This is a genomic window from Azospirillum oryzae (genome assembly GCF_900177515.1).
Taxonomy (GTDB): Bacteria; Pseudomonadota; Alphaproteobacteria; order Azospirillales; family Azospirillaceae; genus Azospirillum; species Azospirillum oryzae_A.
In genome coordinates this window covers 517,435-534,081 of record NZ_FXAK01000005.1, presented here as the reverse complement: position 1 = coordinate 534,081, position 16,647 = coordinate 517,435, and the positions used below count along the sequence as shown (strand labels likewise).

Genomic DNA, 16,647 nt, shown 5'->3' with positions numbered 1-16,647 from the left:
GCCTTATAACACTCCCAAAAATCAGACCTGTTCTCTCCACGACTGAAACGCAATGCTGTTTTTCAAGCGCCCGCGTACGAAATGACAAGTCGATTAACCAACGGAGGGTAAGCGGATGATCAAACTCAAAACGACCCTTGCTGCGATTGCCATGGCTGTTTTCGCGACGACAGCGTCCGCGCAAACGGTTTTGAAAGTCGGCTCTACGCCGACGAGTGTGCCGTTCGCATTCATTGATGTGAAGAGCAATTCACCTCAGGGCATGATGATTGACGTGATCGAAGCCGTCAGCAAGGAGGTCGGCTTCAAGATCGAATTCCAGCCCATGCCGTTCTCGGCTTTGATCCCGGCACTTACGTCCGGCAAAATCGACATCATCGCCGCCGCCATCACGGCCTCGCCCGAACGCGCCAAGGTGGTCGATTTCAGCCAGGACGTTTATTCCTACGGCGACGGGTTGGTCGTGCCGGCCACCGACAAGACGCAGTATGGCAACGTTGCAGACCTCAAGGGCAAGATCGTTGGGGCGCAAATCGGCACCCGCTATATCGAGTACCTGAAGGCACAAAGCGGAGCTGCCGAGGTCAAGTCCTACGAAGCGCTTCCCGACGTCCTTCGCGAGGTTGCAAACGGCCGGATCGGCGCTGGCATCGGAGATTTTCCGATCTTCGCCTATAATTTGTCGCAGGGCCAGTTCCCGCAGTTGCGCCTGGTCCGGGACTACAAGTCCGGACTAAACGGTGGCATTAATTTGGCGGTCAAGAAAGACAACGCCGAACTTTTGACGAAAATCAACGCATCACTTACGGCCATGAAACAAGACGGTCGGCTGAAAGCGATCTTGGAAAAGTGGAACCTGTGATCGGAAAGTATGCGACATGGAAAAGTTCTTTAGCCAGTCACAAGAATACCTACCTTTTCTTCTTCAGGGCGTTTCCTACACCATTCTAGTGATGATGTGCGCATTCGCTCTTGCGACTGGCTTGGGTCTGATCCTGGCATTCATGAGGGTGAGCGGCATCGTGCCGCTCGCCTGGGTGGCCCGAACGGTGATCGTCGTCGTGCGCGGCATTCCAGGATTGGTGACCTTATACTACATTTACTTCGTGTTTCCGGATTTCGGTGTTGCGCTGACTGCAGTCCAAGCGGCCATTATTGGCCTCGGCATCGCCTACTCACCCTATATGGCGGAAGTCTTTCGCGCGGGTATCGAGGCGATCGATCGTGGCCAGACCGAGGCAGCTCTGTCCATCGGGATGCATTGGGGCTTGGTGATGCGCCGCGTCGTGCTGCCTCAAGCGGTCCGCGTGGCTCTGCCCCCCTACGGCAGTACGATGGTGATGCTCCTCAAGGACTCGTCACTCGCATCGACCATCACGGTTGCCGAACTTTCCCTGCAAGGCAAGTTGCTCGCGTCTTCAACCTTCGAGAACACAACCGTATTCACCTTGGTGGCATTGATCTATCTCGCAATGAGCCTTCCCCTCACGGCTTTCAATGCCTGGCTTGAGCGCAAACTGAGGAGATCGTAATGAGCGTCATCGAGTTGAAGCATGTGCGAAAGTCGTTCGGAACCCACGAGGTTATTTCCGACGTTTCTTTCTCGGTCGAGCCGGGCGAGGTGGTTTGCATCATCGGCCCGTCGGGATCCGGAAAGTCAACACTGCTACGCTGCATCAACGGTCTGGAGACCTACCAGGGCGGAGAAATCATCGTGCATGGGGAAAGCGTGGATGCCACGAAGCCCAGCATCCGGCATATCCGGACGCGGGTCTCCATGGTGTTCCAACGCTTCAACCTGTTCCCACACCGCACGGCGCTCGAGAACGTCGCCGAAGGGCCGATTTACGTGAAGAAGGAGCGTCGCGCCGAGGTCTTGGCGCGCTCACGCGAACTGCTGGCCCGGGTTGGGCTCGGCGCAAAAATGGACGCCTATCCGCCGCAGCTCTCCGGTGGCCAGCAGCAGCGGGTCGCCATTGCCCGGGCATTGGGAATGAATCCCGACGCGATCCTCTTCGATGAACCGACCTCGGCACTCGATCCCGAACTCGTCGGCGAGGTGCTGTCGGTGATGCGCTCACTCGCCGACGAAGGAATGACGATGGTCGTCGTCACCCACGAAATGGGATTTGCGCGCGAGGTTGCTGACCGGGTCCTGTTCCTTGACGGTGGCGTATTGGTCGAACAGGGCACGCCCGCCGAGGTTCTCGGTCGTCCGCAGAACGCGCGCACGCAGGATTTTCTGCGCCGCGTGCTGCCGGCTTGAGGGCTTTTCGGCGTCTGGAACCGGATAAGGCGCAGCCTTTTCGGTGGCCTGGTCGCTGTTCATGCGCAAAGGACGGTTTGCGACCATTCCCGCCAGCACTGGCAGCATCGTCAATTCGGGATGCTCAATGCAAGCGCCGCCGGACATCGGAGATAACGGGCGCCCGAACCGCACATCTCACCGCAAAGCACCGGCCCGGCACAACAATCCTCCAAATCGCCCATGCATTCAGCATGGAATGGAGCGCCCGCCCGCTAAAATCGTCACTGTCGCAGCCGCCGAGGCCGCCGCCCCTTTCCGCACACCACAGCGAAGTCAAAAGCCCTCCGCGCCGATGGCGCGCAGCATGGGACAAGGTGAGGCCGCCATGACCGTGATCGACATCCTCAAGGACCTGATCGCCGTTCCCTCCGTCGTCGGAACCCCCAACGGCGCCATCGTCGACGGGATTCGCGGCGTTCTGGAGGGCGCCGGGGTGCGCGTCCGGGTCCTGCCGGGGCCGGAGGGCGACCGGTACAACCTGTTCGCCACCATCGGTCCGGCAATGGTTCCGGGCTATGTCCTGTCCGGCCATATGGACGTGGTTCCCGCCACCGAACCCGAATGGACTAGCGACCCGTTCCGGCTGCGCGCCGACGGCGACCGGCTCTACGGGCGCGGCACCTCCGACATGAAGGGATTCATCGCCGCTGCGCTGGCGGCATTGCCGGCCCTGACCGCCGCGCCGCTGGCCCGGCCGATCCATCTGGCCTTCACCTATGACGAGGAGGCCGGTTGCCGGGGCGCGCCGCATCTTCTGCCGCATCTGCCCGACCTGTGCGCGCCGCCGCTGGGCGTCATCGTCGGCGAACCGAGCGGCCTGCGCGCCGTCCGCGCCCACAAGGGCAAGGCGGCGGCCCGGCTGACGGTGCGCGGACGCTCCGGCCATTCCTCCCGCCCCGACCACGGGCTGAACGCCATCCACGCCATGGCCGACGCGCTGACCGCCGCCGTCGTCCAGGCCGACCGCCTGACCCGGGGGCCGCTGGATTCGGTGTTCGAGCCGCCCTACTCCTCGCTGCAGGTCGGCACCATCCAGGGCGGGCTTGCGGTGAACATCATCCCCGATGCCTGCACCGCCGAGTTCGAGGCCCGCGCCATCGCCGGCATCGACCCCGTCACCCTGCTGGAGCCGGTGCGCGAAGCGGCGGCGCGGCTGGAGGAACGCGGCTTCGCCGTCGACTGGACGCAGACCGGCGCCTATCCCGCCCTGTTCCTGGCCGCGCGGTCGCCGCTGGCCCGCCTGCTGGAGGAGCTGACCGGACAGGAACCGCTGGCCGCCGTCAGCTATGGCACGGAGGCCGGGCTGTACCAGACCGCCGGGATCGACGCGATCATCTGCGGCCCCGGCGACATCGCGCGGGCGCACCGCCCCAACGAACACATCCTCGTCGAGGAACTGACCGCCTGCCAGTCGATGATCGAGGCGCTGGGCCGGCGCTGCCGTCTTTGACAATCGCCCGACCCAGCCGCGCATCGCCAAAGGGACCCAAATGACCTTCCTGTTCAATTCCGATGCGGTGCGGGGCGCCATCTTCGCCGAAGCCTTCGCGCGCGAGCTGCCCGACCTGCCCTTCTCGATGGACCCAGCCGGCGTCGATCCCGACGCGGTGCGCTACCTCATCACCTGGACCATCCCGGACAACCTCGCCCGCTATCGCAATCTGGAGATCGTCTTCTCGATCGGCGCCGGGGTCGACCAGTTCGCCATGACCGCCCTGCCGCCGTCCGTGAAGGTGGTGCGCATGGTGGAAGACGGCATCGTCCGCATGATGCAGGAATACGCCACGCTGGCGGTGCTGACCCTGCATCGCCAGATGCCGGCCTACCGCGCCCAGCAGGCCGCCTGCGTCTGGCGCCCCCTGCCGCAGCCGCAGGCGGCGCAACGCAGGGTCGGCGTGCTGGGGCTGGGCGTGCTGGGTCAGGCGGTGCTGGAGCGGCTGAAGCCCTTCGGCTTTCCGCTGGCGGGCTGGAGCCGGTCGCCGCGCGACATCGACGGCGTGACCTGCCATCACGGCGCGGACGGCCTCGACGCGATGCTGGCCGAAACCGACATCCTGATCGTCCTGCTGCCGCTGACCCCGGACACGCGTGGCTTCCTCGATGCGGCTCTGCTGGCCAAGCTGCCCAAGGGCGCCGCGCTGGTCCACACCGGGCGCGGGCCGCAGCTGGACCATGCAGCGCTTCTGGACGCGCTCGACCGCGGCCAACTGTCCGGCGCGGTGGTGGACGTGACCGATCCGGAGCCGCTGCCGGCCGACCACCCCTTCTGGACCCACCCGAACATCGTGCTGACCCCGCACATCGCCAGCGTCACCCAGCCGGACGGCGCCGCACGCGCGGTCATCGGCAACCTTCGCCGGCATTTCGCCGGGCAGGACCCGGTGGGGCTGGTCGACCGCCGGCGCGGCTATTGACGCCGGCACCGGTTCCTCTTCCTGCGGCACAGCCGCTCACCAACAAGGATTCTCCCATGTCGCTGCTGAAGACCATCGATACCGCCCCGACCTTCACCCCGCGTGAATCGACGCCGATGCCGGAACGGCTGATCTCCGGCTCACCCGCCTTCAAGACCTGGGCTCAGGACGCCGCCAAGGACGACAAGGTCCGGACCGGCGTGTGGGAAGCCACGCCGGGCGAAACCCGCTCGATCAAGGGCGAGACCTTCGAGTTCTGCCACATCCTTTCCGGCGTCGTGGAGATCACCCCGGATGCCGGCGAGCCGGTGGTCTACCGCGCGGGCGACAGCTTCGTCATGAAGCCGGGCTTCACCGGAGTGTGGAAGACCATCGAGACGGTCCGCAAAATCTACGTCACCATCGACTGAGGGCGCGTCATGAGCCTGTCCTTCGATCCGGACCGCCTGCCGCTGCCGATTGGCCATTTCATCGGTGACCGCCTGATTCCGGCGAAGGACGGGCTGCCCATGCACCGCCCGTCGGATGGCCGGGCCTATGCCGACTGCCCAGTGGCCGCGCCCGACCTCGTCGACGAGGCGGTGGCCACGGCGCAAGCGGCGCTGAAATCCAGCAAATGGGGCGGCGTGCGCCCACGCGAACGCACCGCCGTGCTGCAGCGCTGGGCCACGCTGATCGAAGAGGAGGCGGAAACCCTGGCGAAGGTGGAGGCTTTGTCCTCCACCCGTCCGGTCGGCCAGCTGGTCGCCGGCGACGTAGCGGTCACGGCCGAGCAGATCCGCTTCTTCGCCGAATTCGCCGACAAGGAGGGCGGCGACCTCGCCCCCACCGACGACGGCAGCTTCGGCATGGTGATGACGGAGCCCTACGGCGTCGTCGGCGCCATCACGCCCTGGAACTTCCCGCTGTCGATGGCGGGCTGGAAGCTCGGCCCGGCGCTGGCCGCCGGCAACGCAGTGGTGCTGAAGCCGTCGGAGATGACGCCCTTCTCCACCGTCCTGCTGGCGCAGCTGGCGGTGAAGGCCGGCGTTCCTGCCGGTCTGATCAACATCGTCCAGGGCGACGGCCCGACCACCGGCGCCGCCATCACCCGCCACCCCGGCATCGCCAAGGTCAGCTTCACCGGATCGACGGCGGCGGGCTCGGCGATCATGGCCGACATCGCCCGCAGCGGCGTCAAGCCGATGACGCTGGAGCTGGGCGGCAAGAGTCCGCAGATCGTCTTCGCCGATGCCGACCTGGAGAAGGCCGCAGCATCCATCGCCACCAGCGTGCTGTCGAACGCCGGCCAAGCCTGCGTCGCCGGATCGCGCCTGCTGGTCGAGGCGAAGGTGGCCGAACCGCTGATCGCGATGATCCTGGGCCACATGCGCGCCGTCCGCCCCGGCCCGACGTGGGACGAGAAGACGCGCTATTCGCCCATCATCTCCGAACGGCAGCGCGCCCGCATCCATTCCATCGTCACGGCCTCGCTGACCGGATCGGTGGAATGCCTGACCGGCGGGGCGCCGATGGACGGCGAGGGGTATTTCTACGCGCCGACCCTGCTGGCCGGTGTCGATCAGACCTCCCCGGCCGTTATGGAGGAGATCTTCGGCCCGGTCCTGACCGTGCAGAGCTTCGACAGCGAAGAAGAGGCGATGGCGCTGGCCAACCATCCAATCTACGGGCTGGCCGCCGGGCTCTACACCCGCGACCTGTCGCGCGCCATCCGCCTGACGCGGCGGCTGCAGGCCGGGACGGTGTGGGTCAACCGCTATGGCCGCTCGCGCGACCACATCCTGCCGACCGGCGGCTACAAGCGCTCCGGCATCGGCAAGGACCTGGGGCGCGAGGCCTATCTCGCCAACCGCCGCAGTAAAAGCGTGCTGATCGGCCTGTAATACAATTAAATCCGGTGAGGGACGTTCGATGAAAACCCACAACATTGCGATCATCAAGGGCGACGGCATCGGGCATCCCGTGGTCGATGCCGCCTGGGAGGTTCTGCAGGCCGTGGCGAAGCAGTCCGGCTTTGCGCTGACCAGCACCGAGATGCCCTGGTCCTGCGCCCATTACAAGGAAACCGGCGTGATGATGCCGGCCGACGGCATCGACACGCTGCGCAAGTACGACGCCATCCTGCTGGGCGCCGTCGGCTGGCCGGCGGAGGTGCCGGACGCCGTGTCGCTGCACGGGCTGCTGCTGCCCATCCGCAAGGCGTTCGACCAGTACGCCAATGTCCGCCCGCACCGGCTGCTGCCGGGGGTGGAGGGGCCGCTGCGCCGCGGCGGCTTCGACATCCTGTGCATCCGCGAGAACACCGAGGGCGAATATGCCGGCGCCGGCGGTCGCATCCATCAGGGAACGCCGCATGAGGTGGCGGTGGAGACCGGCGTCTTCACCCGCATGGGGGTGGAGCGGATCCTGCGCTTCGCCTTCGCCCAGGCCCGCGCCCGGCGCGGCAAGCTGGCCTCCGTCACCAAGTCGAACGCGCAGAAATATTCGATGGTGTTCTGGGACGAGATCACCCGCCAGCTGGCCGCCGAACACCCGGACGTCGAGGTCACCAGCTATCACGTCGACGCCATGGCGGCGCGCATGGTGACGGCGCCGGAAAGCCTGGACGTCGTCGTCGCCTCCAACCTGTTCGGCGACATCCTGACCGATCTGGGTGCTGCGATCCAGGGCGGGCTGGGCTTCGCCGCCTCGGCCAACCTGAACCCCGACCGCAAGGCACCGTCGATGTTCGAACCGGTGCACGGCTCGGCGCCCGACATCGCCCATCTCGGCATCGCCAACCCGATCGCCGCCATCTGGTCGGGCGCGATGATGCTGGAGCATCTGGGAGAGAAGGCCGCTGCCGACCGCGTGATGACGGCGCTGGGCGACACCACCGGCCGCGGCATCGGCACAATTCCCGGCAAGGACAAGACGGACGCGATCACCGCCGCCGTGCTGTCGGCGCTGTCGTGATGCCGGTTACCTTGAATTCACCCGAAGCGGAAAACACACCATCATGACCCATCACCTGACGGATTCCTCCCTGTTCCGCGAACAGGGGCTGATCGGCGGGCGCTGGTGCGACGGGGTCGCCGGGCGGACCATCGATGTCCAGAACCCGGCGACCGGCCGTCCCCTCGGCAGCGTTCCCGACATGGATGGCACCGACGCCCGCGACGCCATCGCCGCGGCAGCCGAGGCCTACCCGGCCTGGCGCCGGCGCACCCATGCCGACCGCGCCGCGCTGCTGGAGCGCTGGCACGCGCTGATGATCGAGAATCTGGAGGATCTGGCCCGCCTTCTGACGTTGGAGCAGGGCAAGCCGCTGGACGAGGCGCGGGGCGAGATCCGCTATGGCGCCTCCTTCGTCAAATGGTTCGCCGAGGAAGCCCGGCGGATCGGCGGCACCACCATCCCCTCTCCCACCCCCGATCGCCGCATCGTCGTGCTGAAGGAGCCGGTCGGCGTCTGCGGCATCATCACGCCGTGGAACTTCCCCAACGCGATGATCACCCGCAAGGTGGCCCCGGCGCTGGCCGCCGGCTGCACCGTGGTCATCAAGCCGTCGGACTTCACCCCCTATTCGGCGCTGGCGCTCGGCGTGCTGGCCGAACGGGCGGGCATCCCGGCCGGCGTGGTCAACATCCTGACCGGCCGTCCCGAAGCCATCGGCGAGGAACTCCTGGCGAACGAGACCGTCCGCAAGATCTCCTTCACCGGCTCCACCCGCGTCGGCTCGCTGCTGATGCGCGGGGCTGCCGACGGCATCAAGCGGCTGAGCCTGGAACTGGGTGGCAACGCGCCCTTCATCGTGTTCGACGACGCCGACCTCGATCAGGCGGTGGACGGAGTCATCCTGTCCAAGTTCCGCAACGGCGGACAGACCTGCGTCTGCGCCAACCGCATCCTGGTGCAGTCCGGGGTTTATGACGCGTTCCGCGACCGTCTGGTCGCCCGCGTCAACGCCATGCGCGTGGGATCGGGGCTGGAACCGGGGGTCGCCATCGGCCCGATGATCAACGCCGCCGCCGTAGACAAGATCGAGCGCCACGTCGCCGACGCGGTGTCCAAGGGCGCGCGCATCGCGTCCGCCGCCGTTGTCGCTGCGGATGGTCCGCAGTATGTCGCGCCGGTGGTGCTGACCGATGCCACCACCGACATGCTGCTCGCCGACGAGGAAACCTTCGGCCCGGTGGCTCCGCTCTTCCGCTTTGAGACGGAGGAGGAGGCCATCGCACTCGCCAACGCCACGCCCTTCGGGCTGGCCGCCTATTTCTACACGCAGAACCTCGCGCGGTCCTGGCGGGTCGGCGAAGCGCTGGAGGCCGGCATGGTCGGGCTGAACACCGGCCTGATTTCCACCGAGGTCGCTCCCTTCGGCGGCGTCAAGCAGTCCGGCCTGGGCCGCGAGGGTGCGCAGGTGGGGATCGAGGAATATCTGGAGATGAAGACCTTCCACATCGGCGGATTGGGCTGAGGCCCACGCACAGCAAAAAGCTCGGCGGGAGCGAAGCACTCCCGCCGGGCTTTTTGTATTCCAACCGTCACTGAACTTTGTCGAGCGCTTTGTAGTACAGCCCCACCAGCGGCAGGAACCAGGGCTTGCCGAAATGCCCCGGCACCGCGGGCCAGGACAGCCCCTTCAGCGGATTCCGGTCCTCGCGGCCCAGGATCGCGTCGGCCATGGTCATGCCGAGATGGGTCGACAGTTGCGCCCCGTGGCCGGAATAGCCCATGGCGTACCACAGTCCTTCATGATAGCCGGCGCGCGGGTAGCGGTCGCTGGTCATGTCCACCAGACCGCCCCAGCAATAGTCGATGTCGATGCTGGCGATCTGCGGGAAGATCCGCGCCAGGCTCGCCCGCAGGATCGCGCCGCTCTTTGCGTCGGATTGCTGGTCAGACGTTGCCGAGAAGCGTGCCCGGCCGCCGAAGATCAGCCGCCGGTCGGGCGACAGGCGGAAGTAGTTGCCGATGTTCATCGACGTGACGTAGGTGCGGTTGCCCGGCACCACCGACGCGATCTCACTGTCGCTCAGCGGGCGGGTGGCGATGATGAAGCTGCCGACCGAGATGATCCGGCGGCGGAAATGGCTGAAATTCGGCGTGGTGTAGGCGCCGGTCGCAACCAGCACCTCCTTGGCGGTCACCGTTCCGCGCTGCGTGGACAGCGTGTGGCGGTCGCCCGAGCGGGTGATGGCGCCGACGGGCGCGTTCTCGACCAGCACCGCGCCATGCCGCTTGGCGGCATCCGCCAGCCCGACGACGAAGCGGCCCATATGCATCATCGCGCTCTTGCGCGACAGCATGGCGCCGTAAAAGGGCGAGCCGACCTCCCCCTTCAACTCCCCGGCGCTCAGCAGCGCGGTGTCGGGGTCGACCTCGCGATGCACGACCTCGAAGTTGCGGGCGATCGCCTCGAAATGCGCGGGCTTCGAGGCCAGCTTCAGCTTGCCGGCATGGCGGAAATTGCACTCGATCCCCTCTTCGGCGATCAGCGCCTCCAGCGTTTCGATCGACTGGTCGAAGGCGCGGTAGAGCGCGACGGCGCGCTCCGTCCCCAAGGCGGACTTGGCGGCAATGAAGCTGTGCGCCAGTCCGTTGTTGAGGTGCCCGCCGTTGCGCCCCGAGGCACCGCCGCCGATGCGGCCGGCCTCCAGCACGATCACCCGCGCGCCGGCCTTGGCCAGTTGGCGGGCGGCACCCAGGCCAGTGAACCCCCCTCCGACGACGGCGACGTCGTACTGGCCCTCGATGGCCCCCTCCGCCCCGCCCGTGAAAACGGGAGCGGTGTCGTGCCAGTAGGAGACGAATTTCATGACCTGGGTCCTTCCCATTGCAGCCTGAACCGTGAAATGCGTCCCTTACAGCCCGACCACGCCGGGCAGCTCGGAGATAGAGCGGATCTCGGTATAGCCGTAATAGGGATTGGCCGGTTCGTGGCCGCGGTTGACCCACACCTTGTTGCGGATCCCCAGGTCGTGCGCCGACATCAGGTCGTAGCGGAAGGAGGAGGAGCAGTGCAGGATGTCCTCCGGCCCGCAGCCGAGCATGTCGAACATGTATTCGAATGCCTGGAAGCGCGGCTTGTAGGCGTTCGCCTGCTCGGCGGTGTAGACGGCGTGGAAGGGCGCGCCCAGCTTCGCCACGTTCGACGGAATCTGGTCGTTCATGGCGTTGGACAGGATGACCAGCGGGATTTCCTTGGCAACCTTGGCCAGGCCGGCCGGCACGTCCGGGTGCGGACCCCAGGAGGGAACCCGCTCATAGACCATGCGCGCGTCCTCGTCGCGGAAGACCACCTTGTTGCGCTTGCAGGTGCGCTCCAGCGAATTGTGCACGACCTCGGCGTAGGGCTTCCAGTCGCCCATGATCTCGTCGAGCCGGTAGGCGGCGAAGTTCTTGATGAACTCCGTCATCCGCGCCTCGTCGAGGATCGACCCGTACAGATCGCGCGCGGCTTCGGCCATCTGGAAGTTGATCAGCGTGCCGTGGCAATCGAAGGTGACGTATTTCGGCCGGAACTGGCTCATGGTTCTTCCTCGGAGTTGGGGGGCGGTGGGAAGGGAATGGCGTGGGGCGCGTTCGGCCCTGCCCCATGATCCTAGCGTCGCCGCGAGGTCGACCCTGACCGAATTGCCCGGCGCGAAAGCACAAAGTTCCGTTTCCGTCTCGACCCTCAGCATTTGGTTGGGAGCGGGGCAGCGTCCGGGTGCTCCGAACCGGGCCAGAACAGGGGCCAAGCGCCCCATCCGCGGCATCGGCCGCTCCAGCCACGGCATAAGATGCGGCTGGCCGCCGAAGCAAAGGTGGAAGATATCGCGGCGGGCGTCGCCTTCAGACGAACGTCCGGGGGCGGTAAGCCCACTCTTGGGGCAGAGGGTGAAAGGACTGCCCATGAGCAAGAATACGGTTCCCAAAAGAACGGTTCCCAAAAGAACGGTTCACTGTCTGGCTTTCGAACCGAAGCATCTCGAGGACGCGCTGGCATTGTCGCGGCAGGCGCAATGGCCGCACCGTCTGGAAGACTGGTCGCTGACCCTTTCGCTGAGCCGGGGACTGGTCGCCGTGGACGCGGAGACGTCGCAGGTCGTCGGCACCGTGCTGATGACCCCCTATGGCGAAGATGCGGCCACCATCAATATGGTTATCGTCGATGAAGGCTGGCGCGGGCAGGGCCTTGGCCGCCGCCTGATGGACGAGGCGATGGCCCTCGCCGGCGGCCGCCCCCTGCGCCTCGTCGCCACGATCGACGGGCTGCCGCTCTACGAAAAGCTGGGCTTCCACGAAATCGGCACTGTCCTCCAACACCAGGGGGAGGCCAGTCCGATGTCAGTGGTTGCAGTGGAAGGCGTCGCCCCGGCCAGCACCGACGACCGCGCCGCCATCGCCGCCCTCGACCGGCAGGCCTTCGGCGCCGACCGCACCCTGCTGCTGCAGCGCTTCGCCGAAATCGGAGCCTTCACGCTGCTGCGCCGGAACGGCGCGCCCGTCGGCTTCGCGGGACTGCGCGACTTCGGCCGCGGTCAGGTCATCGGCCCGGTGGTGGCGCCCGATGCTGACGGCGCCAAGGCCCTGATCTGCCCGATCATCGCCGCGAATGCCGGAAGATTCCTGCGGGTGGACACCACCGACGACGCCGGCCTCGGCCCTTGGCTGGCCGACTGCGGACTTCGCCATGTCGGCGGCGGAATAGCCATGCGCCGCCCCGCTCCCACCCTATCGGCGGCATCGGCGCCCCTATCGCCCCGCCCCGTTTCGACTTTCGCGCTCGCCAGCCAGGCACTCGGCTGATCCGGAGAGGACCATGCTCAGCAATTCCCTGATCGAACTCGACCGTGCCCATCTGGTCCATCCCGTCGCCTCGTATCGCGGTCATGAGAAGGCCGGCGTCCGGGTGATCGCCTCCGGCTCAGGGGCGACCCTCACCGACACGTCCGGCCACCGGCTGGTCGATGGTTTCGCCGGCCTGTGGTGCGTCAATGCCGGCTATGGGCAGAAGAGCCTCGTCGAGGCTGCCACCCGCCAGATGCAGGAACTGCCCTACGCCACCGGCTATTTCGGGCTTGGCAGCGAGCCGGCGATCCGGCTGGCGGCGGCGCTGGCCGAACGCGCCCCCGGCGACCTGAACCATGTCTATTTCACGCTCGGCGGGTCGGACGCGGTGGACAGCACCATCCGCTTCATCCGCTATTACTGGCAGGCCAAGGGCCAGCTGCAGCGCGACCAGTTCATTTCCATCGAGCAGGGCTATCACGGCTCCTCCACCGTCGGTGCCGGGCTGACCGCCCTGCCCGCCTTCCATGCCGGATTCGGCGTGCCGTTCGACTGGCAGCACAAGATTCCGTCGCACTATGCCTACCGCAATCCTGTCGGCGACGATGCGGACGCGATCATCGCCTCCTCGCTTGCCGCCCTCGACGCCAAGATCGCCGAGATCGGCGGGCCGGAACGGGTCGCCGCCTTCTATGCCGAACCGATCCAGGGGTCCGGCGGCGTTCTGGTTCCGCCCGACGGCTGGATGAAGGCGATGTGCGACCGCTGCCGCAGCCTCGGTATCCTGTTCGTCGCCGACGAGGTCATCACCGGTTTCGGCCGCACCGGGCCGCTGTTTGCCTGCACCGACGACGGCGTGGTCCCCGACCTGATGACCACCGCCAAGGGCCTGACCTCCGGCTATGTGCCGATGGGGGCGGTCTTCCTGTCCGAGGTGGTTTATGCCACCATCGCCGACGCCGCCGGCACCGCCGCCGTCGGCCATGGCTACACCTACTCCGCCCACCCCGTCAGTGCCGCGGTGGGGCTCGAGGCGTTGCGGCTGTACGAGGGCGGCCTGCTGGCCAACGGCGCCAAGGCCGGCGCCCGGCTGATGACGGGACTGCAAGCCCTGCGCGACCACCCGCTGGTCGGCGATGTGCGCGGACGCGGCATGCTGGCCGCAATCGAGCTGGTGGTGGACAAGGAGCACAAGACCCCGCTGCCGGCCGCCGCCGAGCCGTCCCGCCGGATTTTCGACCGGGCCTGGAGCAACGGGTTGGTAATCCGCGCCTTTGCGAACGGCGTGCTGGGCTATGCCCCGCCGCTCTGCTGCACCGACGACGACATCGACGCGATCCTGGAGCGCACGGCCCAAACGCTCGACCAGACACTGGAAGACCCCGACGTCCGTCGGGCGATGCGATAGGCGCAAAAGGGGGCGTCCGCGCAAGAATCCGTGAACACCCCCGTATCCAGCATTTTCTGCTGTCCGACACCGATATTCAGAGACAGGCGTCAAGCCCATAGACCACACTGGATGGAACAGAAGACCGGAACTCTGGGCCATCGCCAGAGGGGGCCATCGCCAGAGGGGCCATTTCCAGAAGGGCCACCTCCAGAGACACCCCGGCGGTCGATTCCGCCGGACCTGAAACGCCCCGCCGAACCGGAACGGTTCCCACGCGGTCCTTGATGAGGAGTTGGTGCGTTGCCCGAGAGTCTGCTGAAATTCAAATATCTGACCTTCGACGTCGTCGGCACGCTGATCGACTTCGAAGCCGGCCTGAAGGACTGCTTCGCCGCAATCGCGGCGGAAGCCGGAACCACGGTGGACGGCGAAGCGGCGCTGACCCTCTACCGCGAGGCGCGCTACACCGACGCCACCGACCTGTTCCCGGATGATCTGGTGCGGGTCTATTCGGTCGTCGCACCGAAGCTGGGCCTGCCTGCCGGCACGCAGTACGGTGAGCGCCTGCGCGATTCCGCAGCCTCCTGGGCCGCCTTCCCCGACAGCAGGGACGCCATGGCCCGCCTGTCCAAGCGCTACAAGCTGATCGCGATGACCAATGCGCGGCGCTGGGCCTTCACCCATTTCTCCCGCGAATTGGGCGATCCCTTTTATGCCGGCTTCACCGCCGACGACACCGGCGTCGAGAAGCCCGACCCCGCATTCTTCCAGCAGGTGTTCGATTTCGTCGAGCGTGACGGCGGCAGCAAGGACGACATCCTGCACGTCGCCCAGAGCCAGTATCACGACATCGGGGTTTCGCGCCGCCTCGGCATGACCAATTGCTGGATCCAGCGGCGTCATGCGCAGAAGGGCTATGGCGGCACCATCGAGCCCGCCGAATTCACCGAACCCGATTTCCATTTCCGCTCGATGGCGGAACTGGCCGATGCCGTCGACGCGGCGGCGGCAGAGCCGAAGACGGTCTCCGCGTAACCGGACCAAACCGGAGCGCGCCAAAAAATAAGAAACAGACAACACACGAACAGAGCGAGGCTAGCATGACAAAGACGCCTGATAGCTGGACCCGGATCGACGACAGCATGGTCGAAAGCGCCATCCGGCGCGGGGCCAACCGCCGCGATCTGCTCAAGATGCTGCTGGCGGGGGGCGTATCGCTCACCGCCGCCAACTTCCTTGTGGGCCGTGCCAGCGCCGCGGTATCCGAGGAACCGGTGAAGGGCGGTACGCTCAAGGCCGCCGGCTGGTCGTCATCCACCGCCGACACGCTCGACCCGGCGAAGGCGTCGCTGTCGACCGACTATGTCCGCTGCTGTGCCTTCTACAACCGTCTGACCTTCCTCGACAAGGCCGGCATCCCCAAGATGGAGCTGGCCCAGTCGGTCGATACCGAAGATGCCAAGACTTGGACGATCAAGCTGCGCAAGGGCGTGACCTTCCACGACGGCAAGTCGCTGACCGCCGACGACGTGGTGTTCTCGCTGAAGCGCCATCTCGATCCGGCCGTCGGGTCGAAGGTCGCGAAGATCGCCGCCCAGATGACGGACATCAAGGCGGTGGACAAGAGCACCGTCGCCATCACGCTGGCCACGCCGAACGCCGACCTGCCGACCATCCTGTCCATGCATCACTTCATGATCGTGGCTGACGGCACCACCGACTTCTCCAAGGGCAACGGCACCGGCGCCTTCATCTGCAAGAGCTTCGAACCGGGCGTGCGGTCGGTCGGCGTGCGCAATCCGAATTACTGGAAAGGCGGCCCGCACGTCGATTCCTTCGAATTCTTTGCGATCACCGACGACAATGCCCGCGTCAACGCGCTGCTGTCCGGCGACATCCATCTCGCCGCCGCGATCAACCCGCGCTCCACCCGCCTGGTCGACGGACAGCAGGGATTCTCCCTGTCCAAGTCGACCTCCGGCAACTACACCGACCTGAACATCCGCCTGGACATGGAGCCGGGCAGCCGCAAGGATTTCGTGGACGGGATGAAATATCTCGTGAACCGCGAGCAGATCGTCAAATCCGCCCTGCGCGGTTTCGGCGAGGTCGGCAACGATCAGCCGGTCTCCCCGTCCAGCCCCTTCCACAACGCCGCGCTGAAGCCCAAGCCCTTCGACCCGGAACGGGCAAAGTCCCTGTTCAAGAAGGCGGGCGTGTTGGGGCAGTCGATCCCAGTGATCACGTCCGATGCCGCCTCGTCCGCCGTCGACATGGCGATGGTGGTCCAGGCCGCCGGTGCCGACATCGGCATGAAGCTCGACGTCCAGCGTGTGCCGTCCGACGGGTACTGGAGCAATTACTGGCTGAAGGCGCCGATCCATTTCGGCAACATCAATCCGCGCCCGACGCCGGACATCCTCTTCTCCCTGCTCTACGCCTCCGAAGCGCCGTGGAACGAGAGCAAGTACAAGTCCGAGAAGTTCGACAAGATGATGATCGAAGCGCGCGGCACGCTCGCCTGGGCCAAGCGCAAGGAGCTGTACGACCAGATGCAGGTGATGATTGCCGAAGAAGCCGGCACCATCATCCCCGCCTACATTTCCAACGTGGACGCCATCACCAACAAGCTGAAGGGTCTGGAGCCCAATCCGCTTGGCGGCATGATGGGCTACGCGTTCGCCGAATATGTCTGGCTGGCCGCCTGAAACAGTGGATCGGCGGGACGGGACGGGCGACTGTCCGGCCGTCCCGTCCCGCCGTGGCCCCTCTCGTCG

At 66.2% G+C, this 16,647-nt stretch carries 15 protein-coding genes; 13 read left to right on the top strand and 2 right to left on the bottom strand.

The features are described from left to right. Window positions 1–115 precede the first annotated feature (115 nt). From B9N97_RS10825 to B9N97_RS10785, 9 genes are all read left to right on the top strand, one after another. Window positions 116–862: an ABC transporter substrate-binding protein gene (locus tag B9N97_RS10825; RefSeq protein WP_085086188.1), complete on the top strand. Its 747-nt coding sequence runs from the start codon at window positions 116–118 to the stop codon at window positions 860–862. Between the two features lie 16 nt (window positions 863–878). Continuing rightward, a complete protein-coding gene (locus tag B9N97_RS10820) occupies window positions 879–1,532 on the top strand; it encodes an amino acid ABC transporter permease (protein ID WP_085086186.1) in 654 nt (217 codons plus the stop codon). After that, on the top strand, window positions 1,532–2,266 hold the full coding sequence (locus B9N97_RS10815) for an amino acid ABC transporter ATP-binding protein (RefSeq protein WP_085086184.1): 735 nt from the start codon (window positions 1,532–1,534) through the stop codon (window positions 2,264–2,266). Before B9N97_RS10820 ends, B9N97_RS10815 begins: the two co-directional genes overlap by 1 nt. A 367-nt stretch (window positions 2,267–2,633) precedes the next feature. Next, on the top strand, window positions 2,634–3,758 hold the full coding sequence (gene argE / locus B9N97_RS10810; protein WP_085086182.1) for an acetylornithine deacetylase: 1,125 nt from the start codon (window positions 2,634–2,636) through the stop codon (window positions 3,756–3,758). A gap of 40 nt (window positions 3,759–3,798) precedes the next feature. Continuing rightward, window positions 3,799–4,722, top strand: coding sequence for a 2-hydroxyacid dehydrogenase (locus B9N97_RS10805; RefSeq protein ID WP_085086180.1), 924 nt, complete (start codon window positions 3,799–3,801; stop codon window positions 4,720–4,722). A gap of 56 nt (window positions 4,723–4,778) precedes the next feature. Further along, window positions 4,779–5,132: a cupin domain-containing protein gene (locus B9N97_RS10800; protein ID WP_085086178.1), complete on the top strand. Its 354-nt coding sequence runs from the start codon at window positions 4,779–4,781 to the stop codon at window positions 5,130–5,132. Window positions 5,133–5,141: 9 nt separating this feature from the next. Further along, a complete protein-coding gene (locus B9N97_RS10795; protein ID WP_085086176.1) occupies window positions 5,142–6,605 on the top strand; it encodes an aldehyde dehydrogenase family protein in 1,464 nt (487 codons plus the stop codon). 28 nt (window positions 6,606–6,633) lie between these two features. Next, on the top strand, window positions 6,634–7,677 hold the full coding sequence (locus tag B9N97_RS10790) for a tartrate dehydrogenase (protein ID WP_085086174.1): 1,044 nt from the start codon (window positions 6,634–6,636) through the stop codon (window positions 7,675–7,677). Between the two features lie 43 nt (window positions 7,678–7,720). After that, complete coding sequence (locus tag B9N97_RS10785) at window positions 7,721–9,181, top strand: NAD-dependent succinate-semialdehyde dehydrogenase (protein ID WP_085086172.1); 1,461 nt, start codon at window positions 7,721–7,723, stop codon at window positions 9,179–9,181. 67 nt (window positions 9,182–9,248) lie between these two features. Here B9N97_RS10785 and B9N97_RS10780 read toward each other — a convergent pair whose 3' ends face one another. Both B9N97_RS10780 and B9N97_RS10775 read right to left on the bottom strand, forming a co-directional pair. Then, window positions 9,249–10,523: an NAD(P)/FAD-dependent oxidoreductase gene (locus B9N97_RS10780; protein WP_085086171.1), complete on the bottom strand. Its 1,275-nt coding sequence runs from the start codon at window positions 10,521–10,523 to the stop codon at window positions 9,249–9,251. Window positions 10,524–10,568: 45 nt separating this feature from the next. After that, the gene (locus tag B9N97_RS10775; protein WP_085086169.1) at window positions 10,569–11,237 is read right to left on the bottom strand and encodes a haloacid dehalogenase type II; all 669 of its coding nucleotides are present in this window, start codon (window positions 11,235–11,237) and stop codon (window positions 10,569–10,571) included. A gap of 364 nt (window positions 11,238–11,601) precedes the next feature. Between B9N97_RS10775 and B9N97_RS10770 the strand changes: the two genes are divergently transcribed. The 4 genes from B9N97_RS10770 (at window position 11,602) to B9N97_RS10755 (ending at window position 16,578) form a co-directional block, all read left to right on the top strand. Further along, window positions 11,602–12,498, top strand: a complete 897-nt coding sequence (locus tag B9N97_RS10770) for a GNAT family N-acetyltransferase (RefSeq protein ID WP_085086167.1) — start codon at window positions 11,602–11,604, stop codon at window positions 12,496–12,498. A 13-nt stretch (window positions 12,499–12,511) separates the two neighbouring features. Continuing rightward, a complete protein-coding gene (locus B9N97_RS10765) occupies window positions 12,512–13,888 on the top strand; it encodes an aspartate aminotransferase family protein (RefSeq protein ID WP_085086165.1) in 1,377 nt (458 codons plus the stop codon). A 282-nt stretch (window positions 13,889–14,170) separates the two neighbouring features. Further along, entirely contained in the window at window positions 14,171–14,905 is a 735-nt protein-coding gene (locus tag B9N97_RS10760; protein ID WP_085086163.1) for an HAD-IA family hydrolase, read from the top strand. A gap of 65 nt (window positions 14,906–14,970) precedes the next feature. Further along, complete coding sequence (locus tag B9N97_RS10755; protein ID WP_085086161.1) at window positions 14,971–16,578, top strand: ABC transporter substrate-binding protein; 1,608 nt, start codon at window positions 14,971–14,973, stop codon at window positions 16,576–16,578. Window positions 16,579–16,647 lie beyond the last annotated feature (69 nt).